The organism is Streptomyces sp. NPDC053513, from assembly GCF_044544765.1.
GTDB lineage: Bacteria > Actinomycetota > Actinomycetes > Streptomycetales > Streptomycetaceae > Streptomyces > Streptomyces litmocidini.
Genome location: NZ_JBITXP010000010.1, coordinates 78,609 through 98,702, shown reverse-complemented (window position 1 = coordinate 98,702; position 20,094 = coordinate 78,609). Strand labels below are relative to the sequence as shown.

Genomic DNA, 20,094 nt, shown 5'->3' with positions numbered 1-20,094 from the left:
CCCCTGCCCGTCCTTCCAGGGTAGACGCGTCGCCCTCGTCGCCGGGGCGCCCCGGACGGCGGGCGGTGTCCGACGAGGTCCCGGCGCGGTCAGCGGGACTGCAGGGCGTCGAGGGCCACGGTCTGGGCTATGGCGAGCCGCCGGTCGAGCTCCGGGTCGGCTATGTCGAGCACGTACCGGTCCCGGATGCCGAAGAGCTTGTCGGCGGACATGACGGTCCGCCCGCCCTCGGCGAAGTCGAAGTGGTACGGCACGACGAACGGGACGAGGTCCACGAAGGGCAGGAAATCCCAGGCCCGCCGCAGCAGCGCCACCACCTGGTTCCGCTCCTGCCCCGTGGCCTCTCCCTCCTCGCCGTCCCGGCTCAGGTGCCAGGTGCTCCGCAGGAAGGACGCGCCGAAGTCCTTCCGGAAGCCGCCCAGTCGGGTGCCGGAGGCTCCGAACACGTCGTACGTCGCGCCGAGGTCGATGACCTGACGGGCCTTGAAGGTGAAGAGGACCTGGCGCCGGGACTCGTCGGTGTAGAAGGTGACGTGCTCCTTGAGCGCCATCCTCTTCTGGTGGGCGAAGGCGACGAGTTCGTCCTCCTTGCCGTCCGGTCCGACGGTGTGCACCAGGTAGCGGTTGGCCATGGGCGTCACCTTCTGCCGTACGAGGAAGCGGCGCTGCGACTGTGCGAGGCCCATCGGTCGTGCTCCTGCCGGTCGTGGACGGTCCCTGGAAGACCGCCCCCTTGAGGTTCGTGAGCACGATGTTCTGCCGCCGAGGGGCCCCGCCGCTGTCCTCGAAAGTCGTCGACTCCGTCGACCTTCGGATGAGACCGAAGGCTGAGACCGAAGGCCGGGCCCGAAGGCCGAGACCGGAAACCGGACCCGAAGGCCGAGACCGGAAACCGGGTCCGAAGGCCGGGGCCCGAAGCCGACGCGGAGGACCTCAGGCGCCGAGGAAGGCCTCGATGGCCTCGGCGAGGGCCTGTGGGGTCTCCTCAGGGGCGTAGTGACCGGCGTCCTTGAGGACTTCGAGCCGGGCGTTGGGGTACCAGCGCAGCCAGGTGGCCTCCATCGCCTCGGACCCGAGCGCGGGGTCGTGGGCGCCGACGACGAGCAGGACGGGCGTGGGGTTGTCGCGGACCCGCTCGTGGAAGTCGACGCGGGACCAGGAGTCCAGATAGGCGCGGAAGGCCGTCGCGGAGGAGCGGGTGAGGGAACGGTCGACGAGTGCGCCCAGCCACGCGTCGTCGTAGCGCCCGCCGGTGGTGTTGTCGATGATCGCGCGCCGGTTGGCCGGCTCGTCGGCGGCTCCGGCGAAGAGCTCCCAGGTCTCCCCGTCGAGCGGGAAGCCGGCGGCGGAGACCGGAGAGACGCCGATGATCGAGCTGATCCGGTCGGGGGCGTCGAGCAGCATCAGCTGGGCCGCCTTGCCGCCCATCGAGTGGCCGATGACGGAGAACGAGTCCCAGCCGAGGTCGTCGGCGACCGCGAGGGCGTCGGCCGCGACCTCCTCCATGGTGTAGGCGCCCGCGTGGTCGAGGGCGTCGCCGTAGCCCCGGCAGTCGACGAAGGCGTACGTGCCGAGGCCGCCGTCCAGATGGGCGCGCAGCGGGGCGAAGCTGGTGCGGTCGCCGAACCAGTTGTGCAGCACGACGGCCCTTTCGGGACCCTCGCCATGTACGTCGTACGGAAGAACCTGCCCCGTCATCGTGCCCCCTGCTCGCGAGGTCGTGCGCCGCGCGCCGACGGCGGCGGTCGACGACCGAGTGTGACGGCGCGGGCGCGTGGGGTCAACACCATCGGGCGGGGCGCGCGGGAGCGCGTCGCGTCCGGGGCGGGGAGCCGTTCCGACGGTCCGGTCCCGGGCGCCGGCGTGTCTCACGACCGGGGTCCGACTGCTTTCGCGTCCGTCCGGGAACGGGGGGATCCTGGCTGTGTGACCTCGCACGGCACGTCCGGCCCCGGCCCGGCGGGCGGCACCGGGAGTCCGTCCGGGAACGGAGCCGACAACGGGCCGGCCTCCCGTGCGCTCACCTGGGTCCTCGCGGAGGCGGCCCTCGCGGCGGTGGAGGGGGTCGGCGGCTACGCGGGCGGGGTGTACCTGCGCTCGGGGACCCCGGGGCTGTTGCGCCTCGCGGTCCTGGTGGGGCTGCCGGGTCCGCTGTTCCGGCCGTGGTGGCGGATGCACGCGAACCGGCCGTTCCCCGTGGCGGAGGTGCACCGCTCGGGCCAGTCCGTCCACCTCGCCGACGTCGAGGAGGCCATGCGGCGCTTCCCCCAGCTGGTGGCGAGCCTGCCGTTCCCGTTCGCCTCGCTGTACGCGCCGGTGGTCGCGGGCCGCGAGCGCTTCGGTGTGCTCGTGGCGCTGCGGGCGCCGAGCCCGGGGGTGCCGGTGGACGCGCGGGACCGGAGCCGGATGACCGGCGGCGCGCTCCGCCTCGGTGAGGCCCTGGCCGATCTGGCCCGGCAGGGGACGGAGGTCGAGTGGCTCGGGGACCCGGTGTGCGTGCAGCTGCCCACCGGTTCGGGGCCGCCGGTCCGGTTCGGCTCCTTCGCCTGGGACCTGGACACGGGCACGGTCACGCTGGACGAAGGGCTCCTCGCCGTCCTCGGGGCGGGCGTCCCCTCGCCCTGTTCGATCGAGGTGCTGACGTCCTTCCTCGATCCCGAGGACGGATACGCCCTGTGGGCGGCGGCCCGACAGGCGACGGGCGCGGACGGACGGCCGTCGGTCCGCAGGATCCGGCTGAGGGGGCCGGACGGCGGCCTCCACCTGCTCGAGGTGTCCGCGCGTGCGCGGCGGACCGCGGCAGGGGCGGGAGCCACCGGCGGAGGCGGCCGGCTGGAGGGGACGCTCGTGGACCTCGGTACGGGGCTGATCGGGTCGGACGCCACGGACCGGCTGCCACGGGCCATCCTGGCCGTCGACCGGCTCGGCCGCGTCACCTACCTCAACGAGCAGACGGAGCACCTGCTGGGGCGGCCGCGCGGGGCGCTGGCGGGGCGGCCGCTGTGGGAGGCGCTGCCCTGGTTCGGCCACCCCTTCCACGAGGAGCAGTTGCGCGCCGCCCTGCTCTCCGGTGAGCCGGTGCGCTTCCTGGCCCGTCCGGAGCGGGGCCGCTGGCTGTCGGTGTCGCTCCATCCGGGACGGGACGGGGTGACGATGGTGCTGGTCCCGGAAGAGGATCCGACGCCCCCGGCCCCGGCGGCGGGCGAGCGGGCGACGGGTGACGTCCTGTCGGCGGCGGGCGACCGGGCGGCGGCGCTGTACCGGCCGGTGGCCCTGGCGATCGCGCTCTCCGAGGCGGTGACGGCGCGCCAGGTGTCGGCGGTGGTGACGGAGGAGCTGCTGCCGGCCTTCGGCGGACGGCAGTTGGCGATCTACCTGCTGAGCGACCGGCGGCTCTATCTGGCCTGGGAGACCGGCTTCCCGCCCGGTTTCCTCGAACCCTTCGACGGCGTGGCCCTGGACGCGCAGGTGCCGGGCGTGGAGACCCTGACGACCGGCAGGCCGCTCTTCTTCGAGTCCATGGAGCAGTTGGGTCTGGCGTATCCGGACCTCCCGATGGACACGCACTCGGGCGCGCGGGCCTTCCTTCCCCTGATCGCCTCGGGACGGCCGGTGGGCTCCTGCATCCTCGGCTTCGACGCGCCGCGCGGCTTCAGCCCGGAGGAGCGGACCGTCCTCACGGCGCTCGCGGGGCTGATCGCACAGGCCCTGGAGCGGGCGCAGCGGTACGACACGGAGTCGGCGGTCGCGCGGGGGCTGCAGGACGCGCTGCTCCCGCACCGGCTGCCGGTGCGGGAGGGGGTGGAGACGGTGGGCCGTTATCTGCCGGGTACGCAGGGCATGGACGTGGGCGGCGACTGGTACGACGTGATCGAGACCGGGCAGGGGTGGCTCGCCCTGGTGATCGGCGACGTGCAGGGGCACGGTGTGGCGGCCGCGGCCACCATGGGGCAGCTGCGCAGTGCCGTCCGGGCGTTCGCGCTGGGGGGACATCGGCCGCAGGACGTGATGCGCGGCACCAACCGGCTCCTGATCGATCTGGATCCGGGGCAGTTCGCGAGCTGCTGCTACGTACTGCTGGATCCGGAGACGGGTGACGCGCGGGCGGTGCGGGCGGGACATCCGCAGCCGCTGCTGCGGATGCCGGACGGTACGGCGCAGCCGGTGGAGCTGGCGGGCGGGATGGTCCTGGGGGTCGATGTCCGGGCGTCGTACCCGGTGACGCGGTTGCGGCTGGCTCCGGGAGCGGTCCTCGCGCTGTTCACGGACGGTCTGGTGGAGCGGCCGGGCCAGGACATCGACGAGGGGATCGAGCGGCTGGGCCGCGCCTTCGCCGCGACGGGCGCGCTGCCGCTCGCGGAGACGGCCGACCGGCTGATCCGGGAGGCCAGGGCCGCCGCGTCCCGGCCGGACGACATCGCGTTGCTGCTCGCGGCACGGTGGGCGGACAGCGGCTGAGCCGATCGCGCGGGTGTCACCCGGTCGGGCCCGTGGCACTGGTCGGGGACCGTGGGGCCGGGGAGGCTGGGGGTGCCGTGCCGATCAGGCCGGACGAGTCAGGGCAGTGGCCCGAGGAGGACACGTGCAGCAGGACAAGCAGCCCGATTACCGCCCCGTGGTGTTCCGTGACCGCTCGGCGGGGTACGCGTTTCTGACCCGGTCCACCGCGACCAGTGACCGGACCATCGAGTGGGACGACGGCGAGACGTATCCCGTGATCGACGTCGAGATCTCGTCCGAGAGCCATCCGTTCTACACGGGCAAGGCGCGGACCGTGGACTCCGAGGGCCGGATCGCCAAGTTCGAGCGCCGCTACGGCGAGGAGAAGTGAGGCAGGAGGAGTGAGGCCGGGGAAGTGAGGTCGGAGGGGTGAGGTCGGAGGGGTGAGGCTGTCGGGAATCCGTTCCTGAAACAGGCCAGGAGATGGCCAGTTCGCCTTCCAGGATGAGGTCACGAAGACGGCGGGGCGCTCGCGCTCCGCCACGGACTCCCTGGAGGGGACAGCTGTGATCGTGGTGACCGGAGCGACCGGAAACGTCGGGCGACCGCTGGTGGAGCTGCTGGCCGCGGCCGGCGAGGAGGTCACGGCGGTGAGCCGCCGTCCGGCCGTGGGGCTGCCCGCCGGTGTGATGCACCGGCAGGGCGACCTGGCCGATGTCGACGGCCTCAAGGGGCTGTTCGAGGGTGCGGAGGCCGTGTATCTGCTCGTCGCGGGGCTCGGGGACGAGCTGCGGCCGCGCGAGATCGTGGCGGCCGCGGTGGCCTGCGGGGTGCGGCGGATCGTGTTCCAGTCCTCGCAGCTGGTGGGGACGCGGACCGATTCGGTGTCGCACGAGATCCTGCGCGCGTTCGAGGAGGCGGTACGGGAGTCGGGCGTCGAGTGGACGGTGCTGCGGCCCGGCGGCTTCGCTTCCAACGCCTTCCTCTGGGCCGAGCAGGTGCGTTCGGCACGTAGCGTCGCGGCTCCGTTCGCGGACGTGGCGCTGCCCGTGGTGGATCCGGCGGACGTCGCCGGGGTCGCGGCCGCCGCGTTGCGCGACCCGGCGCACGCCGGGCGGACGTACGTCCTGACGGGGCCGGTCGCGGTCTCGCCGCGCGAGCAGGTGCGGGCACTGGCCGAGGCCCTGGACGCGCCGGTGGAGTTCGTGGCGCAGAGCGCGGACGAGGCCCGGTCACGGCTGGTGCGGTTCCTGCCGGAGGAGGCCGTCGACGGGATGCTGTCGGTGATGGGCGAGCCCCGCGCGGACGAGCAGCGGGTGAGCCCCGATGTGGAGCGGGTGCTCGGGCGGGCGCCCCGGCCCTTCTCGGCGTGGGCGGCGCGGAACGCGCCGGCTTTCGCCTGAGGCACCAGGCATCGGGCACCGGGCGTCGGGCGGCACGGCGGGGCGGGGACGCGTGTCCGATGGACCGCGTTCCCCGCCCCGGCCGGGAGGACGAGCGAGGACGCCGAGCCCTCAGCTCGGCCGGAAGGGCGATGCGACCTCGGAGGGCGATGCGGCCCCGAAGAGACGATTCGGCTCGGGGAGTCGAGTCGGCTCGGGGGCGATTCAGCCCTGCGAGACCCTTCGGCCCGGAGAGGCGATGAGGCCTACTTCACGATGCCGGACTCGGCGATCTCGATCTTGGCCTTGGTGGCGCCGGAGGCGGAGCCGAGGGACTCGATCTTCTTGACCAGGTCCTGGCCCTCGACGACCTCGCCGAAGACGACGTGCTTGCCGTCGAGCCAGTCGGTGACGATCGTGGTGATGAAGAACTGCGAACCGTTGGTGTTCTTGCCCGCGTTCGCCATCGACAGCAGGAACGGGCGGTCGTGCTTCAGCGTGAAGTTCTCGTCGGCGAACTTCTCGCCGTAGATGCTCTTGCCGCCGGTGCCGTTCTGGTTGGTGAAGTCACCGCCCTGCAGCATGAAGTTCGGGATGACGCGGTGGAACGGGGAACCGGCGTAGCCGAAGCCGTGCTCGCCGGTCGCGAGCTCGCGGAAGTTCCGCGCCGTCTTGGGGACGACGTCGTCGAACAGCTTGAAGGTGATGCGGCCCGCGGACTCGCCGTTGATGTTGATCTCGAAGTAAACGTTCTCGTTGCTCATGAGGACATCCTGTCATTAGTCACGCACGGCGCGCGCACGGGCCGCCTTCTCCCGGGTCACGGCGTGCCGGTGCCCCGCGTCCGTCGGGAACGCGGGGCACCGGCCGCCACCTGGGACGCGGCGTCAGAGCAGCCCGCCGCCCTGCTGGTCCTGGAGGGCCCCCTCGGCGCCCTGGACGGTCTCGTGCAGGACGGTGGTGGTCTGGTCGTCCTGGAGGAGGCCCGTCGTGCCGGCGAGGGGGTTGTCGGCGGCGCTGGCCTGCGGCGGCGGGCTGACGATGGCGGTGACGACGCCTGCGGCGAGGGAGGCGATGGCGAGCATGCTGCGCTTCTTCATGGCCTGGTCAACTACTGAGAGGCCGTCGGGTTACGGCCGGCCGGGCTCGGATCCGTACGCGGGCGTCACCGGCCGCCGTCGGCGGCGGGCCCACGCGAGCAGCAGCAGGGAGGCGGCCGCCGCGAGGGCGCACCAGGTGGAGACGAACGCGGTGCGCCACAGGAGGGCGCAGACGGCCGCCCCGAGACCGGTGAGGAGTCCGAGGATCCGCAGGAGCCGGTCGCGGGCGAGCAGCAGCGCGCCGACGGTGGCGAGCAGGTATCCGGCGAGGACCAGCGGCGCGTGCGGCAGGCCGACGGCGTAGCCGAGGGTGTGGCCCCGGATCTCGGCCGGGACGGGGCGGACGGCGAGGCGGTACGCGAGGACGGAGGCGGTCACGAGGCCGGCGGCGAGCGGCACGAGCAGGCGCGGCCGGTCGGCGGGCCGGGCCGCGGCGAGGACGCCGAGGGGCACCCAGAGGGGCAGCAGGGGGAGGGCGATCACGGTCCAGGCGAGGGTGGCGGGCCCGGTTCCGCCGCCGGCGTGCCAGACGGCGGCCTCCACGACCTGGTGGGCGCCGAGGAGGAGGGGCAGGGCGGCGAGCGGCGCGTCCCCGGGGCGGCGCACGGAGGCCAGGGAGGCGACGCCGACGGCGCCGATCCCGAGGCCCGCCCAGAGGTCGGCGGTCGCACTCCAGCACATGGGGAATTTTTACCCTATATACGGCAAAACGGGTGGAACCGTATCGTTGTGGTGGTTGTCTCTGCCAGTGACACCCACTGTCCCCGGAACAGCAGAAATTGGGGGACGTCATGCATCACCGCCACACCCTCGCGGCCGTCGCCGCGGGAATCCTGCTGACCGCCGGGATCGGCGCCACGATCCCGGCGGGCGCGGCCGGCACCTCGGCCCCGAGCGCCTCGACCCCGGCCACGGCCCTGGTCGTCAACGCCCGCTGGGGCGGCCACGCCACCTTCGACCGGCTCGTGATCGACGTGCGGGGCGCCATGCCCCCGGTCACCGTCCATCAGACCCGCTCGCTCCACTACGACGGATCGGGAGAAAGGGTCCCGCTGGCGGGGAAGTACTTCCTGGAGATCAAGCTCTCCCCCGCGGCCGCCCACGACGACGCCGGCCGGTCCGTCTACCAGGGCCCCCGGCTGCTGAAGATCCATCTGCCCACGCTCAAGGGGGTCGCGCTGACCGGCGACTTCGAGGGCGTGGTGGGCATCGGAGCCGCCTTCGACACCAAGCCCGAGTACAAGACCTTCCGGTTGCACTCGCCGGAGCGCTTCGTCGTCGACATCGCCCACCCGATGGCGGGCTGCCGGGCCTGAGCGCACGGGGTCGGGGCCCGTCCCGGTGGACGGGCCCCACCCTCACGTCCCGGCCGGTCCGCTCTCCACGTACACGGTCGACCCGCTCCTGCGCGCCCGGTCGACGGCGGCGAGGCGGGCGAACTCGCGCGGGTTCATCTCCCGCTCCCACTCGTCGAGGGTCCGCAGGCGGTACTCGCTGTGCTCCTCGGGGTCGAGGACGACGGCGGCGATCTGTTCGTCCGTCAGCTCTCCCCCGTCGAAGACGAAGCCGATGTGGTTGGCCGGCCAGTCCGCGCCCCGGTCCGTGACGAAGTGGGCGGCGAGGAGGCGCGGTTCGCCGGTGAAGACGATCCCGGTCTCCTCGCGGCACTCGCGCACCGCGGTCTCCCAGGGGGTCTCCCCCGGGTCCATGTTGCCGCCGGGCCACTGCCACGGCTTGCTCTGGTAGACGGCCCGGAGCTGGAAGGGGCGGCCGGCTGTGTCGGTGAAGTAGAGGCAGGCGTACGCCGTCGCTCTCGGCAGCGTGTCGACGTACTCGGCGGGCGGCAGCCAGGTGTTCGCCATGGGCGGCTCTCTCTCGACGGACCGGATGGGTCGCCTCCATCCAAGCGGTCCGGGGCGGGCCGGCCGGCGCCTCGCGAGTGGATCACCGGATCGTGTGAGCACCGCCGGTCCGTCAGGCGGCGGAGACCAGACCCGCCTCGTACGCGATGATCACCAGCTGGACGCGGTCGCGGGCGGCCAGCTTGGCGAGCAGCCGGGTGACGTAGGTCTTCGCGGTGGCGATGCTGATGTGGAGCGTCTCGGCGATCTCGGTGTTGGAGAGGCCGCGCCCGACGAGGGTGAGGACCTCGCGCTCGCGGTCGGTGATCCCCTCGGCGCGGCGGCGCGGGGCGGGCGCGGTCCGGGGGCGTTCGGTGAACTCCTTGATGAGGCGCCGGGTGACACTGGGCGCGATGAGGGCGTCGCCGGAGGCGACGACGCGGACGGCGGCGAGGATGTCGTCCAGGGCCATGTCCTTGACGAGGAATCCGGACGCGCCCGCGTGGAGCGCCGCGTACACGTGGTCGTCGTCGTCGAAGGTGGTGAGGACGACGACTCGGGTGCCGGTGGGGCCCCCGGTGATGGTGCGGGTGGCCTCGATGCCGTCCGTGCCGGGCATCCGCAGGTCCATGACGGCGACGTCGGCGCCCGTCTCCTCGACGAGGCGGACGGCCTCGGCGCCGTCGGCGGCCTCGCCGACGACGACGAGGTCCGTGGTGTCGGTGATGACCATCCGGAGCGCGGTGCGCACCAGGGGCTGGTCGTCGGCGAGGACGACGCGGACCGGCTGTCCGGCGGTGGGCTGGCTCATCGTGCGGTGGCTCCTGTGGGCAGGGGAAGGCGGGCGGTGACGCGGAAGCCGCCGCCGGGGCGGGGGCCCGCGCTGAACTCTCCGTGCAGCACCGCGACGCGCTCCCGCATCCCGGTCAGGCCGTACCCGGAGCCGGAGCCGGGGCTCACGCGCGCGTGGCCGGGGACGGGGCCGCGGTCCTCGACGGTGAGGGCGAGGGACTCGGGGTCGCGGTGGTCGACGGTGACCGTGCAGGAGTCGGCGCCGGAGTGCCGTACGACGTTGGTGACGGACTCCTGGACGATCCGGAACGCGGAGAGGTCGATGTCCGGGGGCAGCGGGCTCGGGGCTCCGACCCTGCGGACGGCGACCCGGACGCCTGCGTTCCCGGTGAGTTCGGCGAGCCGGTCGAGGGCGGCGAGGCCGGGCATCTCGGGAAGTCCCGGGCCTTCGGCGGAGACGGCGGTGCGGCAGGTGGTGCCCAGGGGCGTCCCGAAGCGTTCCTCGACCTCCCCGCCCCTGTCCCCGTCCCCGCCCCTGTCCCCGTCCCCGCCCCTGTCCCCGTCCGGGTCCGGGTCCGGGTTCGGGTCCGTTTCCGGGTCCGCCGTACGCAGGGCGCCGACCATCCGTCGCAGACCGGCGAGGGTCTCGCGGCTCGCCGTCTCGATCTCGGCGAGGGCCTGCCGGGCCGCCTCGGGCTGGGTCGCGATGACGCGGCGGGCGGCGCCGGCCTGGAGGGCGACGATCCCGATGCTGTGGGCGACCGTGTCGTGCATCTCCCGGGCGATCCGGAGGCGTTCGGCGGTGACGGCCTGCTCGGCGGCCTGGGCGCGGCTCCGCTCCGCGTACTCCCGGGCCTGCCCTTCCGAGCGGCCGAGGAGCCAGGCCACGAGGGCGGTCAGGGCGACCGCGAGGGTGCTCGTGGTGCCGGCGCTCCAGCCGGCGAGCAGACGGACGGCCACGTAGGCGACGAGCAGTCCGAGGGCGAGCAGGAGCGCCCGCCATGCCTCGGGGCGGGGACGGGCGGCGGCGATGGCGTAGAGCGCGACGTCGACCGCGAGGTACTGGGCGAAGGGGATGGCGGTGACGCCGAGGGGGGTGGAGGCGATGACCGAGGCGACGAGGAGGTGGTTGAGGGCGGCGGTCGGACGGCGGGCGAGGAGGGCGCCGCCGCGCAGGGTGAGGAGGGTGGAGACCGCCAGCATGGCGAGGCCGTCCCAGCGCAGGATGACGAAGCCGGGGAAGACGTCCGGCTCCTCCTGGCCGGGCACGCGAATCCGGAGGAGGGCGGTGAAGGCGATGCCCGCGCCCCAGGCGACGGCGGCCCACCCACCGGGTGCGACCCTCTTGTAGAACGGTGCTGACGGGGTGGCGGACATGCGGTGATCGTAAACGGCGGCCCCTGCGGCGGGCATCGGACCAGGGGTGTACGACCCGGGGTGACAGGCCCGCCGCGGATTGTCCGTGCTGGTCCGATGCCCGGCGCGGGGTCCGGACGGCACGGTGGTGACCATGATCGAAGTCAGGGAACTCACCAAGCGCTACGGCACCACGACCGCCGTCGACGCGCTCACCTTCACGGTCCGGCCGGGCCGGGTCACCGGATTCCTCGGCCCCAACGGATCGGGCAAGAGCACCACCTTGCGGATGGTCCTGGGCCTGCACGCGCCGACGAGCGGTTCGGTGACCGTCGACGGCCGGCCGTTCGCGGACCGGCCGCGCGGCCTGCGGCACGTCGGCGCGCTCCTCGACGCCGGGGACGTGCACGGCGGCCGCACCGCGCGGGCACATCTTGCGGTCCTGGCGCGCAGCAACCGCATCCCGCCCTCCCGGGTCGACGAGGTCCTGGAGGAGGTCGGCCTGGCGGGGGCGGCCGGGCGCCGGATCGGCGGGTACTCGCTGGGCATGCGGCAGCGGCTCGGCATCGCCGGGGCGCTGCTCGGCGACCCGCCGGTGCTGCTGTTCGACGAGCCGCTGAACGGCCTGGACCCGGAGGGCGTGAAGTGGGTGCGGGGGCTGTTCCGGCGGCTGGCGGCGGAGGGTCGCACGGTCTTCGTGTCGAGTCATCTGATGACGGAGATGGAGCACACGGCGGACGAGTTGGTGGTCATCGGCCGGGGGGCGCTGATCGCGGCGGAGAGCCTGTCGGAGTTCGCCGCGCGGGGCAGGCGCCTGAGCGTGACGGTGGGTACTCCGGAGCGGGCGCGCCTGACGGCGCTGCTGCTCGGGGAGGGCGCGGAGGTCGCGGAGGAGGCCGGTCTGCTGACGGTGACCGGGCTCCCGGCGGCCCGCGTCGGTGAACTGGCCCTGGAGCACCGGGTGCTGCTCGACCAGCTCACCACCCGTACGGCCTCCCTGGAGGAGGCGTTCATGGAACTGACCGCCGACAGCGTCGAGTACCTGGCAGGAGACGCCCGATGACGGCCTTCGATGTTCCCGTGGCCTCCGTGGTGGAGCCCCGCGCCCGTTTCCGCGACCTGGTGGGGTCGGAGTGGCTGAAGCTGTGGTCGCTGCGCTCGACGGGCTGGTCACTGCTGCTCGGGGCGCTCGTCGTGGTCGCCTTCGACTTCGGCACCGCCTGGGACCACTACCGCTACTGGCTCCAGTACGACGAGGGGAGCCGGGCCGCGTTCGTGGCGAACGACATGGCCCTGCGGGACGCCTTCACGTACAACGCGGCACTGGTCCTGATCCTCGCCTCGGCCGCCATGGGGGCGGTCGCGGTGGCCGGCGAGTACGGCAGCGGGCTGATCCGTACGACGTTCACGGCGGTGCCGGCACGAGGCGCGCTCATGGCGGCGAAGGTGCTGGTCGTGGCGGTGGCGCAGGCCGGGTTCGGGGCGGTGGTCGCCCTCGGTTCGTTCTGGTCGACGCAGGCGATGCTGTCGGCCCGTGGCATCGGGCTGCCGATCACCCACCCGGGGGCGGGGCGTGTCGTGGTGGCCTCGGCCCTGCTCGCCCCGGTGTGCGCGGTGGCCGGGACGGCGATCGGCGCGCTGCTGCGGAAGGGCGCGGTGTCGATCGTCGGCTCCGTGGTCCTGCTCCTGCTGCTGCCCGCGGTGCTCTCGGACCGGCGCCGTCTGACGGCGGTGCTCGCGCACGCGACGCCGTTGCACGCCTGGCAGCGGCTCGCGGACGCGGGACCGCCCGCCGAGGAGTTGTTCCCCTGGTCGGCGGGCGGCGCGTGGCTGGTGTTCGTGCTGTGGGCGCTGGGCGGGGCGGCGGTGACGGTCCTCGCGGTGCGGGGCCGGGACCAGTAGGGGTCACCTGGGGCGCCGCAGCCGGCGGAGGACGAGGTTCTCGTGGACGAGGCGCCCGACGAGGGCGCCTCCGTACACGACGAAGCCGACGCCGACGAGCCAGGACTGGAGGACGAGGACGGTGCCGAACTGACCGTACGTCACGGCGTTCGAGGCGATCAGCGGGGAGAAGACGAGCTGCGAGAAGATCCGCAGCCCGAGCAGCCCGAGGGCCGTGAGCACGGCGCCGGGGGCGAGGGCGCGCCAGCGGATGCGGCCGCAGAGCAGGAAGCGCTGGGACCACCAGAAGAAGACGAAGGTGCCGAGGAGGTCGCCGAGGGCGACGAGGGTGGTGACGCCCGCCGACGCTTTCTCGGGTGCGGGGAAGGCGACGAAGAGCAGCAGGGACACGATGAGGACGCCGAGCCAGACGACGTGCCGCCACATGGTGTGCCAGCGGGCGGTGGGGAGGTCCCAGACCCGCTCGTACCCGGTCTGCACGGCGGATCCGAAGGTGACGCCGAAGGCGGCGAGGGCGGCGAGGCCGAAGGCGGTGGTGCGTTGCAGGGCCTGTCCCGGCTGGCCGAAGAGCTGCTCGACCTCCTCCTGGGAGACCTCGGAGACGCCGAGGCCCTGGACGAGCCAGCGGGCGAAGCCGTGGCCGCTGGCGAGGTCGGCCGCGGCGATGACGATGAGCAGGGGGACGAGGGTGAGGAGGCTGAGCGCCGCGAAGCCCATGGCGCGGTGCATGAGTTCCATGGCCCGGCCGCGGCTCCAGGCGAGGCCGACCGAGGAGGCGAGCACGCGCGCGTAGAGCCGTGCGAACCAGTGGCCGTGTTCGACGGGGGCACCGCCGTGCGGCGGACCGGGTGTGGAGGGCATGCCTGGTGAGGTACCCGGCGGGGCGCCGGGACATCTCAGGGGTGGGGCCGAACGGGTGGGCGGTCTCCGGGTCGGGTCAGGGGCGGATCAGCGTCGGGTCAGCCGGTCGGGAGGCGGCGGGCGGCGGGGCCCGGGCGGACGGTGACGTCGCGGGCGGTGAGGGTGGCCCGTTCGTCGCCCTCGCACTGGACGACGACGCGGACGGGCGCGCCGCAGTCGGTGTGCCGGATGTCGAGGACCGGGCCCTCGGGCTCTGCGGCGTGGGTGTCGCCCCACTGCTTGAGGGCGAGGAGCACGGGCCAGAGGTCGACGCCCTTGCGGGTGAGCCGGTACTCCTTACGGGTGCGGGCGCCGGGCTCGCGGTAGGGCTCGCTGCGCAGCACCCCGGCGGCGACGAGCTTGCGGAGGCGGTCGGCGAGGACGGCTTCCGAGAGCCCGAGGTGGTGGCGGAACTCGTCGTACCGGCGGACGCCGTTGAAGGCCTCGCGCAGGATGAGCAGGCTCCATTTCTCGCCCACGACGTCCAGGGCACGGCGGACCGGGCAGTTCTCCGTGTCCGTCTCCAGCCAGTTCATCCGTCCACTGTAGCCACCTGGCTCTGTCGTTGACAGTCAGCTGACACTGAAGCTAGCTTCGCCATACAGAGTCAGACGGTCGGCGGAGTGGAGTGGTGATGGGGCGGTCACGCACGGTCGAGTGGGAGGACGCCGGGGCCACCGCGCGCGCCGCGAGGTCGATGGCGGGCATCGACTTCCTGCGGGAGATGGTGGCGGGCCGGCTGCCCGGGCCGCCGATCGCCGCACTGCTCGGCTTCACCCTGGAGGAGGTCGAGCCGGGACGCGCCGTGTTCGCGCTCGAACCCGGCGAGGAGCACTACAACCCGATCGGCAGCGTGCACGGCGGGATCTACGCGACCCTGCTCGACTCGGCCGCCGGCTGCGCGGTCCACAGCACGCTCCCGCAGGGCACGGCGTACACCTCGCTCGACCTGTCGACCCGCTTCCTCCGCCCGATCACGATGGACACGGGCAAGATACGGGCCGTCGGCACCGTGCTGTCCCAGGGGCGGCGCACGGCACTGGCGGAGGCGAGCCTGTACGACGCGGAGGACCGGCTCCTCGCCCACGCGACGAGCACGTGCATGCTCTTCCCGGTCCCCTCGTGACCCTCCGGCGCCCGGGGATTCAGCGGGCGCCGGGGACCGGGAGGGTGCGGGTGCAGCTGTCCGGGGCGACGTCGGGGACGCCGCTGGCCTGGAGGGCGGCGCTCACCAGGGTGGCGAGCAGGTCGATGTCCGAGCCCATGTCCAGACGGACCGTCACCCAGCCCGATCCGGCCCGCAGCCGGACCGCGCTCGACCCGAGGAGGGCCGGGCGCAGCTTCGCGACCATGGCGCGCGTGAGATGGACGTCCGCCTCGTGTTCACCGTGGAAATGGACGATCTCCTGCGTCCCGGTGCCCAGTCCGAGCTCGGCGCCGCAATGGGCGCGGCCGGGGGTCAGCGAGGGCCAGCTCATCAGACGTTCACTGGCATGCCTGGCCGTGTTCATACGAGGAGCGTGCCGGGCCACGGGGCCGCGCACAAGCGTCCTACCGCAACAATCGCGCCGCGGCGTGAAACAGGTCGTCGGCGGAGGTGGCGTGACCGTCCGTCACGGCTGCGCGTGGGGGCGGGGTGACCCTGCGTCACGACGCGGGGCGGGTGCGGACGCGGGCGGCGAGGACGGCCACGTCGTCCTCCGCGTGATGCGCGCCGAGGCGGTGGAGCACCTCTTCGACGACCCGCTCGGGGCCGGAGCCGGCGGGCAGCCGGAGGGCGGCGAGGCGGGCGAGCGACAGGTCGATGTCCTCCCCGCGCCGCTCGACGAGGCCGTCGGTGAAGATCAGCAGGGTCTCGCCCGGGGCGAGCGGGCGCGTGGTGGGTTCGTAGCCGCCGACGCCGGTGCCCAGCGGCGGCCCCACCGGGAGGTCGACGATCTCGGCGGAGCCGTCCGGGCCGAACACGGCGGGCGGCAGGTGCCCGGCGCTGGCGAAGGTCGCGGTGCCGCGCGCCGGGTCCACCTGGACGAGCAGGCAGGTGGCGGGGCGGCGGGCGTCGTCCTCGGCGACCACCGAGTCCAGGTGGCGCAGCACCCGGTGCGGCGGCAGATCGGTCGCGGCGGCCTCGCGGAGCGCGGAGCGGTAGGCGTTCATGTCGACGGCCGCGTCGAGCCCGTGGCCCATCACGTCGCCGACGACGAGGAGGCTGCGGCCGAAGTGGAGGCGCACGGTCTCGAACCAGTCGCCGCCCACGAGGGCGCGGGGGCCCGCCGGGAGGTAACCGCCCGCGATCTCCAGGTTGGGGTGCGGCCGGCCGGGTTCGGCGACGAGGGCGCGCTGGAGGTGGAGTGCGGTGTCCTCGGTGGCGACGAGACGGCGGGCGTGCCCGAGGTGCCGGGCGGCCAGCCGGGCCGCCTGCCGGAGGACCGCGACCTCGTCGGCCGAGAAGCCGGGCCCGTGGCGCGTGACGATCACGGTCCCGAGGGGGGCCTCGTCGTGGACGGCCAGGGGGACGGCGAGACTGGGGACGTCCGGGGGCGCGGTGGAGGCCCGGGGTTCGTCGGCCCCCGCGCGGGAGACCCGGGGCTCGTCCGCCCCCACGCGGAAAGCCTGGGTCTCGTCCGCCCCCGCGCGGGAGGCCCGGGAGACGGCCGGACCCGGGGCGAAGGCACCGGAGGCGACCGGGCCGTCGGGAGAAGCCCCGGAGGCCGCCGGGCCCGAGGCGGGTGCTCCGGAGGGCGGGACGTCGGCCGAGGCCGCCCGGCGGGCCGGGGCTCCGGAGGGCGGGACGTCGGCCGAAGCCGCCCGGCGGGCCGGGGCTCCCTGTTCGTCGAGCAGGTCGACCGTGACGGCGCCGTGGAGGTGGTGGGCGAGGAAGGCCACGAGTTCACGGCAGGTGGTCGTCTCGTCGAGTGTCGTGCCGATCTCGCCGATCGCCTGCTCCAGGGCCCGTGCCCTGGTCGAGAGGGCCTCGTCCCGTTCCGTCACGACACCTCCACCGCCGTGCGGGCCTCCGGGCCGCGCGCCCGGTCCCCCCATTGCACCACCGCCCGACCGCCCGGCGCCCGGCGCGGAGCTCGCGCGGGACGGTTGTGCGGCGGTGCCCGATCTGATCAAGTACAGCTGAGGCTACTGGCCAGTAAGAGATTCCGCTTCCCCGGGGGGACCGCCATGACGACCGGATTCTTCACCTCCGTCGACGACGTCGCCGAACGGCTCGCCACAACCGGCTACCTCGCGTCGCCGGCCGTCGCCACCACCGTCTTCCTCGCCGACCGGCTGGGCAAGCCGCTGCTCGTCGAGGGCCCGGCCGGCGTCGGCAAGACACAGCTCGCCAAGGCCGTCACGGAGGTCACGGGGGCACGGCTGGTCCGGTTGCAGTGCTACGAGGGGGTGGACGAGTCCCGCGCGCTGTACGAGTGGAACCATGCCAAGCAGCTGCTGCGCATCACGGCCGGCCGGGGCGAGTCCTGGGACGAGACCCGGACGGACATCTTCGGCGAGGAGTTCCTGCTCCCCCGCCCGCTGCTCACCGCGATCCGTTCCGAGGAGCCGACGGTGCTGCTGATCGACGAGACCGACAAGGCCGACGTCGAGGTGGAGGGGTTGCTCCTGGAGGTGCTCAGCGACTTCCAGGTGACCGTGCCCGAGCTCGGCACGATCACGGCGACGCGGCGGCCGTTCACCGTGCTCACCTCGAACGCCAGCCGCGAACTGTCCGAGGCGCTGCGCCGCCGCTGCCTCTTCCTGCACATCGGCTTCCCCGAGGAGGAGCTGGAGCGCAGGATCGTGACCCTCAAGGTCCCCGGCCTCGACGCCGGACTCGCCGCGTCCGTCGTAAGGGTCGTGGGGGCGCTGCGGGCGATGGACCTGCGGAAGGCGCCGTCCGTGTCGGAGACGATCGACTGGGCCCGCACGCTGCTCGCGCTCGGCGCGGACCGGCTGGACGAGCGGGTCGTACGGGAGACCCTCGGCGTCCTCCTCAAGCACCAGGAGGACATCGTGAAGGCGGCGGCCAAACTCGACCTGGACCTGGTGTGAGCCCGGCGGACGGGGACGGCCCGGCCGGCGCGGACCGCCCGGCGGACGCCGCCGGGCCCGTGGCGCGGCTCACCGGGCTCGTCGCCGCGCTGCGCGCGCACGGGTTCGGGATCGGGACCGGGGAGACCGTGGACGCGGGGCTGGCCCTCGAAGCCGTCGGCTTCGCCGAACGGGAGCTCGTCCGGGAGGCGCTGGCGGCGACGCTGCTCCACGGAGAGGGCCAACGGACGGTGTTCGACCAGGTCTTCGACCTGTACTTCCCGCTCGGCGGCGCGCCCGGCCCGGCCGGGGCGTACGAGAACACCCCCGCCGACCTCGCCGCGCTGCGGGACCGGCTCGCCGAGGCCCTCACCGCCGGAGACGGCGCCGCCCTCGACCGGCTGGCCGCCGAGGCCGTGGGCGGGTTCGGCGGCTACGGCTCCGGTCCGGAGTCGGACGGCTGGTCCTCGTACCGGACGCTCTCCCGGCTGCGCCCCGAGACGCTGCTCGCCCGGGTGCGCGAGCGGCTGCGCGCGACGACCACGGCCGATGACCCCGAGTTCACCGAGCGGCTGCTCGACGACGAGATCCGGCGGCGCATCGAGGCCTTCCGGGAGCGCGTGCGGACCGAGGCCCGGCGGCGCGTCGCCGAGCGTCAGGGCCGGGACCGGGTCGCGCGGCGGGCGGTCGCGGGGACGGCGGACGGCGTGGACTTCCTGCTGGCCGGACGCGCACAGCTGGACGAGTTGCGGCGTACGGTACGGCCGCTGGCGCGGAAGCTGGCCACACGGCTCGCGGCGCGGCGGCGCCGGGCGGCGCGCGGGGAGATCGATCTGCGGCGGACCCTGCGCGGCTCGCTGTCGACCGGTGGCGTGCCGGTGCGCCCGGTCCTGCGCCGGCGCCGCCCCCGGCGCCCCGAACTGGTCCTGCTGTGCGACGTGTCGGGCTCGGTGGCCGGTTTCGCGCAGTTCACGATGCTGCTGGTGCAGGCCCTGCACGACCAGTTCAGCCGCGTGCGGGTCTTCGCCTTCGTCAACCGCGTGGACGAGGTGACCGGGCTGATCGCGCGGGGCCCGGCCGATCCGGCGGGGCTCGGCGACCGCATCCTCGCGGAGGCGGAGCTCACGGGGTGGCACGGGCAGAGCGACTACGGGACGGCGCTCGGGGAGTTCGCCGAGCGGTACGCGGAGGCGATCGGTCCGCGCACGGTCGTCTTCGTCCTCGGCGACGCCCGCACCAACGGCGCCGACCCGAACCTCGCGGCGCTGCGTCTCGTCGCGGACCGCGCGCGCCGGGTCCACTGGCTCAACCCCGAGCAGCCCTCGCTCTGGGGGACGGGCGACTCGGTGGCCCCGGCCTACGCCGAGCTCGTGGAGATGCGCCCGTGCCGCAACGCCCGCCAGCTGGGGGAGCTGATCGGACGGCTGCTCCCGGTGTGACGGCGGGGTCCGCCTCCGCCCCCGCGCCGTCGGCCGGCCCGCCGCTCCGCCCTTCCCCGTGCCACGATCCGTCCATCGCGGACGGATCCGTCCGGCCCGAGACGGACCTCCCCCGTGGCATCGGCGCGCCCGCGACCCGCGCGCTCGTCGCGGCCGGGCGCACCCGGCTCGCGCAGCCCGCCGGCGCGCCCGCCGCGCTGCACGGCGTGGGGCCGAAGGCCCTGCGCGTGCCGGGCGAGGCGCCGGCGGAGCAGGGGTTTTCCCCGGGCTGAGGGCCGCCCGGTTGTACGACGGACGGTCCCTCGAACTAGCGTGGCCCCCATGGAACTCTTGGGAGAGATCACGGCCGACCGCCCCCTGCTCGTCCTCGCCGTCAAGGAGGAGGCGCAGTTCCTCGACACGGAGCTGCCCGTCCTGCTCACCGGCATGGGCAAGGTGAACGCGGCGACCGCGCTCGCCACCGTCCTCGGCCGGGGCCCGCGGCCGTCCGGGATCGTGAACCTCGGGACGGCCGGAGCCCTGCGGCCCGGCTGGACCGGGACGCACGTCGTCGGCACGGTGGTGCAGCACGACCTCGACGGCGAGCTGCTCGCCACGCTGACCGGCGAGGCGTACGGCGCTCCGCTGACGCTGCCGGACGGCGGTGACGTGGTCCTCGCCACCGGCGACACGTTCGTCTCGGACGAGGCGGCCCGCGCCCGGCTCGCCGAGCGGGCGCCGCTGGTCGACATGGAGGGGTACGCGCTCGCCGCGGCGGCGGAGCTCGCCGGGGTGCCGCTGCGCATCGTGAAGCACGTCAGCGACGAGGCCGGCGAGGGTGCCGCGCGCACCTGGCGGGAATCGGTCGCCGAGTGCGCGCGGGCGCTGGCCGACTGGGCGGAGGCGAACACCCCGTACCGTTCCTGACCCCCGCCCGGCCGTG

The 20,094-nt window shown here is 74.2% G+C and carries 23 protein-coding genes; 11 read left to right on the top strand and 12 right to left on the bottom strand.

The genetic code is table 11. The features are described from left to right. Positions 1-89 precede the first annotated feature (89 nt). Together ACIGW4_RS19415 and ACIGW4_RS19410 are read right to left on the bottom strand one after the other, a co-directional pair. Positions 90-686 carry a hypothetical protein gene (locus ACIGW4_RS19415; protein ID WP_359587125.1) on the bottom strand — a complete coding sequence of 199 codons (597 nt, stop codon included), beginning with the start codon at positions 684-686 and terminating at the stop codon, positions 90-92. Positions 687-933: 247 nt separating this feature from the next. Next, complete coding sequence (locus ACIGW4_RS19410) at positions 934-1,698, bottom strand: alpha/beta hydrolase (RefSeq protein WP_359587123.1); 765 nt, start codon at positions 1,696-1,698, stop codon at positions 934-936. 228 nt (positions 1,699-1,926) lie between these two features. Here ACIGW4_RS19410 and ACIGW4_RS19405 point away from each other — a divergent pair, with 228 nt between their 5' ends. The 3 genes from ACIGW4_RS19405 (at position 1,927) to ACIGW4_RS19395 (ending at position 5,843) form a co-directional block, all read left to right on the top strand. Beyond that, a complete protein-coding gene (locus tag ACIGW4_RS19405) occupies positions 1,927-4,458 on the top strand; it encodes a SpoIIE family protein phosphatase (RefSeq protein WP_399581801.1) in 2,532 nt (843 codons plus the stop codon). Between the two features lie 124 nt (positions 4,459-4,582). Then, entirely contained in the window at positions 4,583-4,831 is a 249-nt protein-coding gene (locus tag ACIGW4_RS19400) for a type B 50S ribosomal protein L31 (RefSeq protein ID WP_123458043.1), read from the top strand. A gap of 175 nt (positions 4,832-5,006) precedes the next feature. Beyond that, positions 5,007-5,843 (top strand): SDR family oxidoreductase, encoded by an 837-nt coding sequence (locus ACIGW4_RS19395; RefSeq protein WP_398711162.1) that lies wholly within the window; start codon positions 5,007-5,009, stop codon positions 5,841-5,843. A gap of 245 nt (positions 5,844-6,088) precedes the next feature. On the opposite strand, the gene ACIGW4_RS19390 is transcribed toward ACIGW4_RS19395, so the two are convergent. The 3 genes from ACIGW4_RS19390 to ACIGW4_RS19380 form a co-directional block, all read right to left on the bottom strand. Beyond that, positions 6,089-6,586 (bottom strand): peptidylprolyl isomerase, encoded by a 498-nt coding sequence (locus ACIGW4_RS19390; RefSeq protein ID WP_123458045.1) that lies wholly within the window; start codon positions 6,584-6,586, stop codon positions 6,089-6,091. Positions 6,587-6,709: 123 nt separating this feature from the next. After that, complete coding sequence (locus ACIGW4_RS19385; protein ID WP_260174751.1) at positions 6,710-6,922, bottom strand: hypothetical protein; 213 nt, start codon at positions 6,920-6,922, stop codon at positions 6,710-6,712. 30 nt (positions 6,923-6,952) lie between these two features. After that, positions 6,953-7,603, bottom strand: coding sequence for a DUF6629 family protein (locus ACIGW4_RS19380; RefSeq protein ID WP_398711159.1), 651 nt, complete (start codon positions 7,601-7,603; stop codon positions 6,953-6,955). A gap of 110 nt (positions 7,604-7,713) precedes the next feature. On the opposite strand from ACIGW4_RS19380, the gene ACIGW4_RS19375 reads away from it, so the two are divergent. Next, positions 7,714-8,238, top strand: a complete 525-nt coding sequence (locus ACIGW4_RS19375) for a hypothetical protein (protein ID WP_399581795.1) — start codon at positions 7,714-7,716, stop codon at positions 8,236-8,238. A 42-nt stretch (positions 8,239-8,280) separates the two neighbouring features. On the opposite strand, the gene ACIGW4_RS19370 is transcribed toward ACIGW4_RS19375, so the two are convergent. The 3 genes from ACIGW4_RS19370 to ACIGW4_RS19360 form a co-directional block, all read right to left on the bottom strand. Continuing rightward, entirely contained in the window at positions 8,281-8,784 is a 504-nt protein-coding gene (locus tag ACIGW4_RS19370; protein WP_123458049.1) for an NUDIX domain-containing protein, read from the bottom strand. A 112-nt stretch (positions 8,785-8,896) separates the two neighbouring features. Beyond that, positions 8,897-9,574 carry a response regulator transcription factor gene (locus ACIGW4_RS19365; RefSeq protein ID WP_359587116.1) on the bottom strand — a complete coding sequence of 226 codons (678 nt, stop codon included), beginning with the start codon at positions 9,572-9,574 and terminating at the stop codon, positions 8,897-8,899. Then, complete coding sequence (locus ACIGW4_RS19360) at positions 9,571-10,932, bottom strand: sensor histidine kinase (RefSeq protein ID WP_399581791.1); 1,362 nt, start codon at positions 10,930-10,932, stop codon at positions 9,571-9,573. Before ACIGW4_RS19360 ends, ACIGW4_RS19365 begins: the two co-directional genes overlap by 4 nt. A 133-nt stretch (positions 10,933-11,065) precedes the next feature. Here ACIGW4_RS19360 and ACIGW4_RS19355 point away from each other — a divergent pair, with 133 nt between their 5' ends. Then, the gene (locus ACIGW4_RS19355) at positions 11,066-11,974 is read left to right on the top strand and encodes an ABC transporter ATP-binding protein (protein ID WP_399581788.1); all 909 of its coding nucleotides are present in this window, start codon (positions 11,066-11,068) and stop codon (positions 11,972-11,974) included. Next, positions 11,971-12,813, top strand: coding sequence for an ABC transporter permease (locus ACIGW4_RS19350; RefSeq protein ID WP_399581786.1), 843 nt, complete (start codon positions 11,971-11,973; stop codon positions 12,811-12,813). The genes ACIGW4_RS19355 and ACIGW4_RS19350 overlap by 4 nt, the downstream gene beginning before the upstream one ends. 3 nt (positions 12,814-12,816) lie before the next feature. On the opposite strand, the gene ACIGW4_RS19345 is transcribed toward ACIGW4_RS19350, so the two are convergent. Together ACIGW4_RS19345 and ACIGW4_RS19340 are read right to left on the bottom strand one after the other, a co-directional pair. Further along, positions 12,817-13,674, bottom strand: coding sequence for a YhjD/YihY/BrkB family envelope integrity protein (locus tag ACIGW4_RS19345; protein WP_398711148.1), 858 nt, complete (start codon positions 13,672-13,674; stop codon positions 12,817-12,819). Positions 13,675-13,772: 98 nt separating this feature from the next. Beyond that, positions 13,773-14,249 (bottom strand): winged helix-turn-helix transcriptional regulator, encoded by a 477-nt coding sequence (locus ACIGW4_RS19340; RefSeq protein WP_399581783.1) that lies wholly within the window; start codon positions 14,247-14,249, stop codon positions 13,773-13,775. Between the two features lie 98 nt (positions 14,250-14,347). On the opposite strand from ACIGW4_RS19340, the gene ACIGW4_RS19335 reads away from it, so the two are divergent. Then, a complete protein-coding gene (locus tag ACIGW4_RS19335; RefSeq protein ID WP_399581780.1) occupies positions 14,348-14,839 on the top strand; it encodes a PaaI family thioesterase in 492 nt (163 codons plus the stop codon). A gap of 19 nt (positions 14,840-14,858) precedes the next feature. Here ACIGW4_RS19335 and ACIGW4_RS19330 read toward each other — a convergent pair whose 3' ends face one another. Next, positions 14,859-15,191 carry a luciferase family protein gene (locus tag ACIGW4_RS19330; protein ID WP_123458056.1) on the bottom strand — a complete coding sequence of 111 codons (333 nt, stop codon included), beginning with the start codon at positions 15,189-15,191 and terminating at the stop codon, positions 14,859-14,861. A gap of 169 nt (positions 15,192-15,360) precedes the next feature. Further along, positions 15,361-16,701 (bottom strand): PP2C family protein-serine/threonine phosphatase, encoded by a 1,341-nt coding sequence (locus ACIGW4_RS19325; protein WP_399581776.1) that lies wholly within the window; start codon positions 16,699-16,701, stop codon positions 15,361-15,363. A 183-nt stretch (positions 16,702-16,884) separates the two neighbouring features. Here ACIGW4_RS19325 and ACIGW4_RS19320 point away from each other — a divergent pair, with 183 nt between their 5' ends. Genes ACIGW4_RS19320 through ACIGW4_RS19305 form a run of 4 tightly spaced genes read left to right on the top strand, consistent with a single transcriptional unit; the run spans position 16,885 to position 20,078 of the window. Beyond that, positions 16,885-17,754, top strand: coding sequence for an AAA family ATPase (locus ACIGW4_RS19320; protein WP_398711143.1), 870 nt, complete (start codon positions 16,885-16,887; stop codon positions 17,752-17,754). Beyond that, a complete protein-coding gene (locus ACIGW4_RS19315) occupies positions 17,751-19,172 on the top strand; it encodes a VWA domain-containing protein (protein ID WP_399581771.1) in 1,422 nt (473 codons plus the stop codon). The genes ACIGW4_RS19320 and ACIGW4_RS19315 overlap by 4 nt, the downstream gene beginning before the upstream one ends. Then, a complete protein-coding gene (locus ACIGW4_RS19310) occupies positions 19,169-19,444 on the top strand; it encodes a hypothetical protein (protein WP_399581768.1) in 276 nt (91 codons plus the stop codon). Before ACIGW4_RS19315 ends, ACIGW4_RS19310 begins: the two co-directional genes overlap by 4 nt. A gap of 49 nt (positions 19,445-19,493) precedes the next feature. Then, the gene (locus ACIGW4_RS19305) at positions 19,494-20,078 is read left to right on the top strand and encodes a nucleosidase (protein WP_185094852.1); all 585 of its coding nucleotides are present in this window, start codon (positions 19,494-19,496) and stop codon (positions 20,076-20,078) included. The last annotated feature ends 16 nt before the right edge of the window (positions 20,079-20,094 follow it).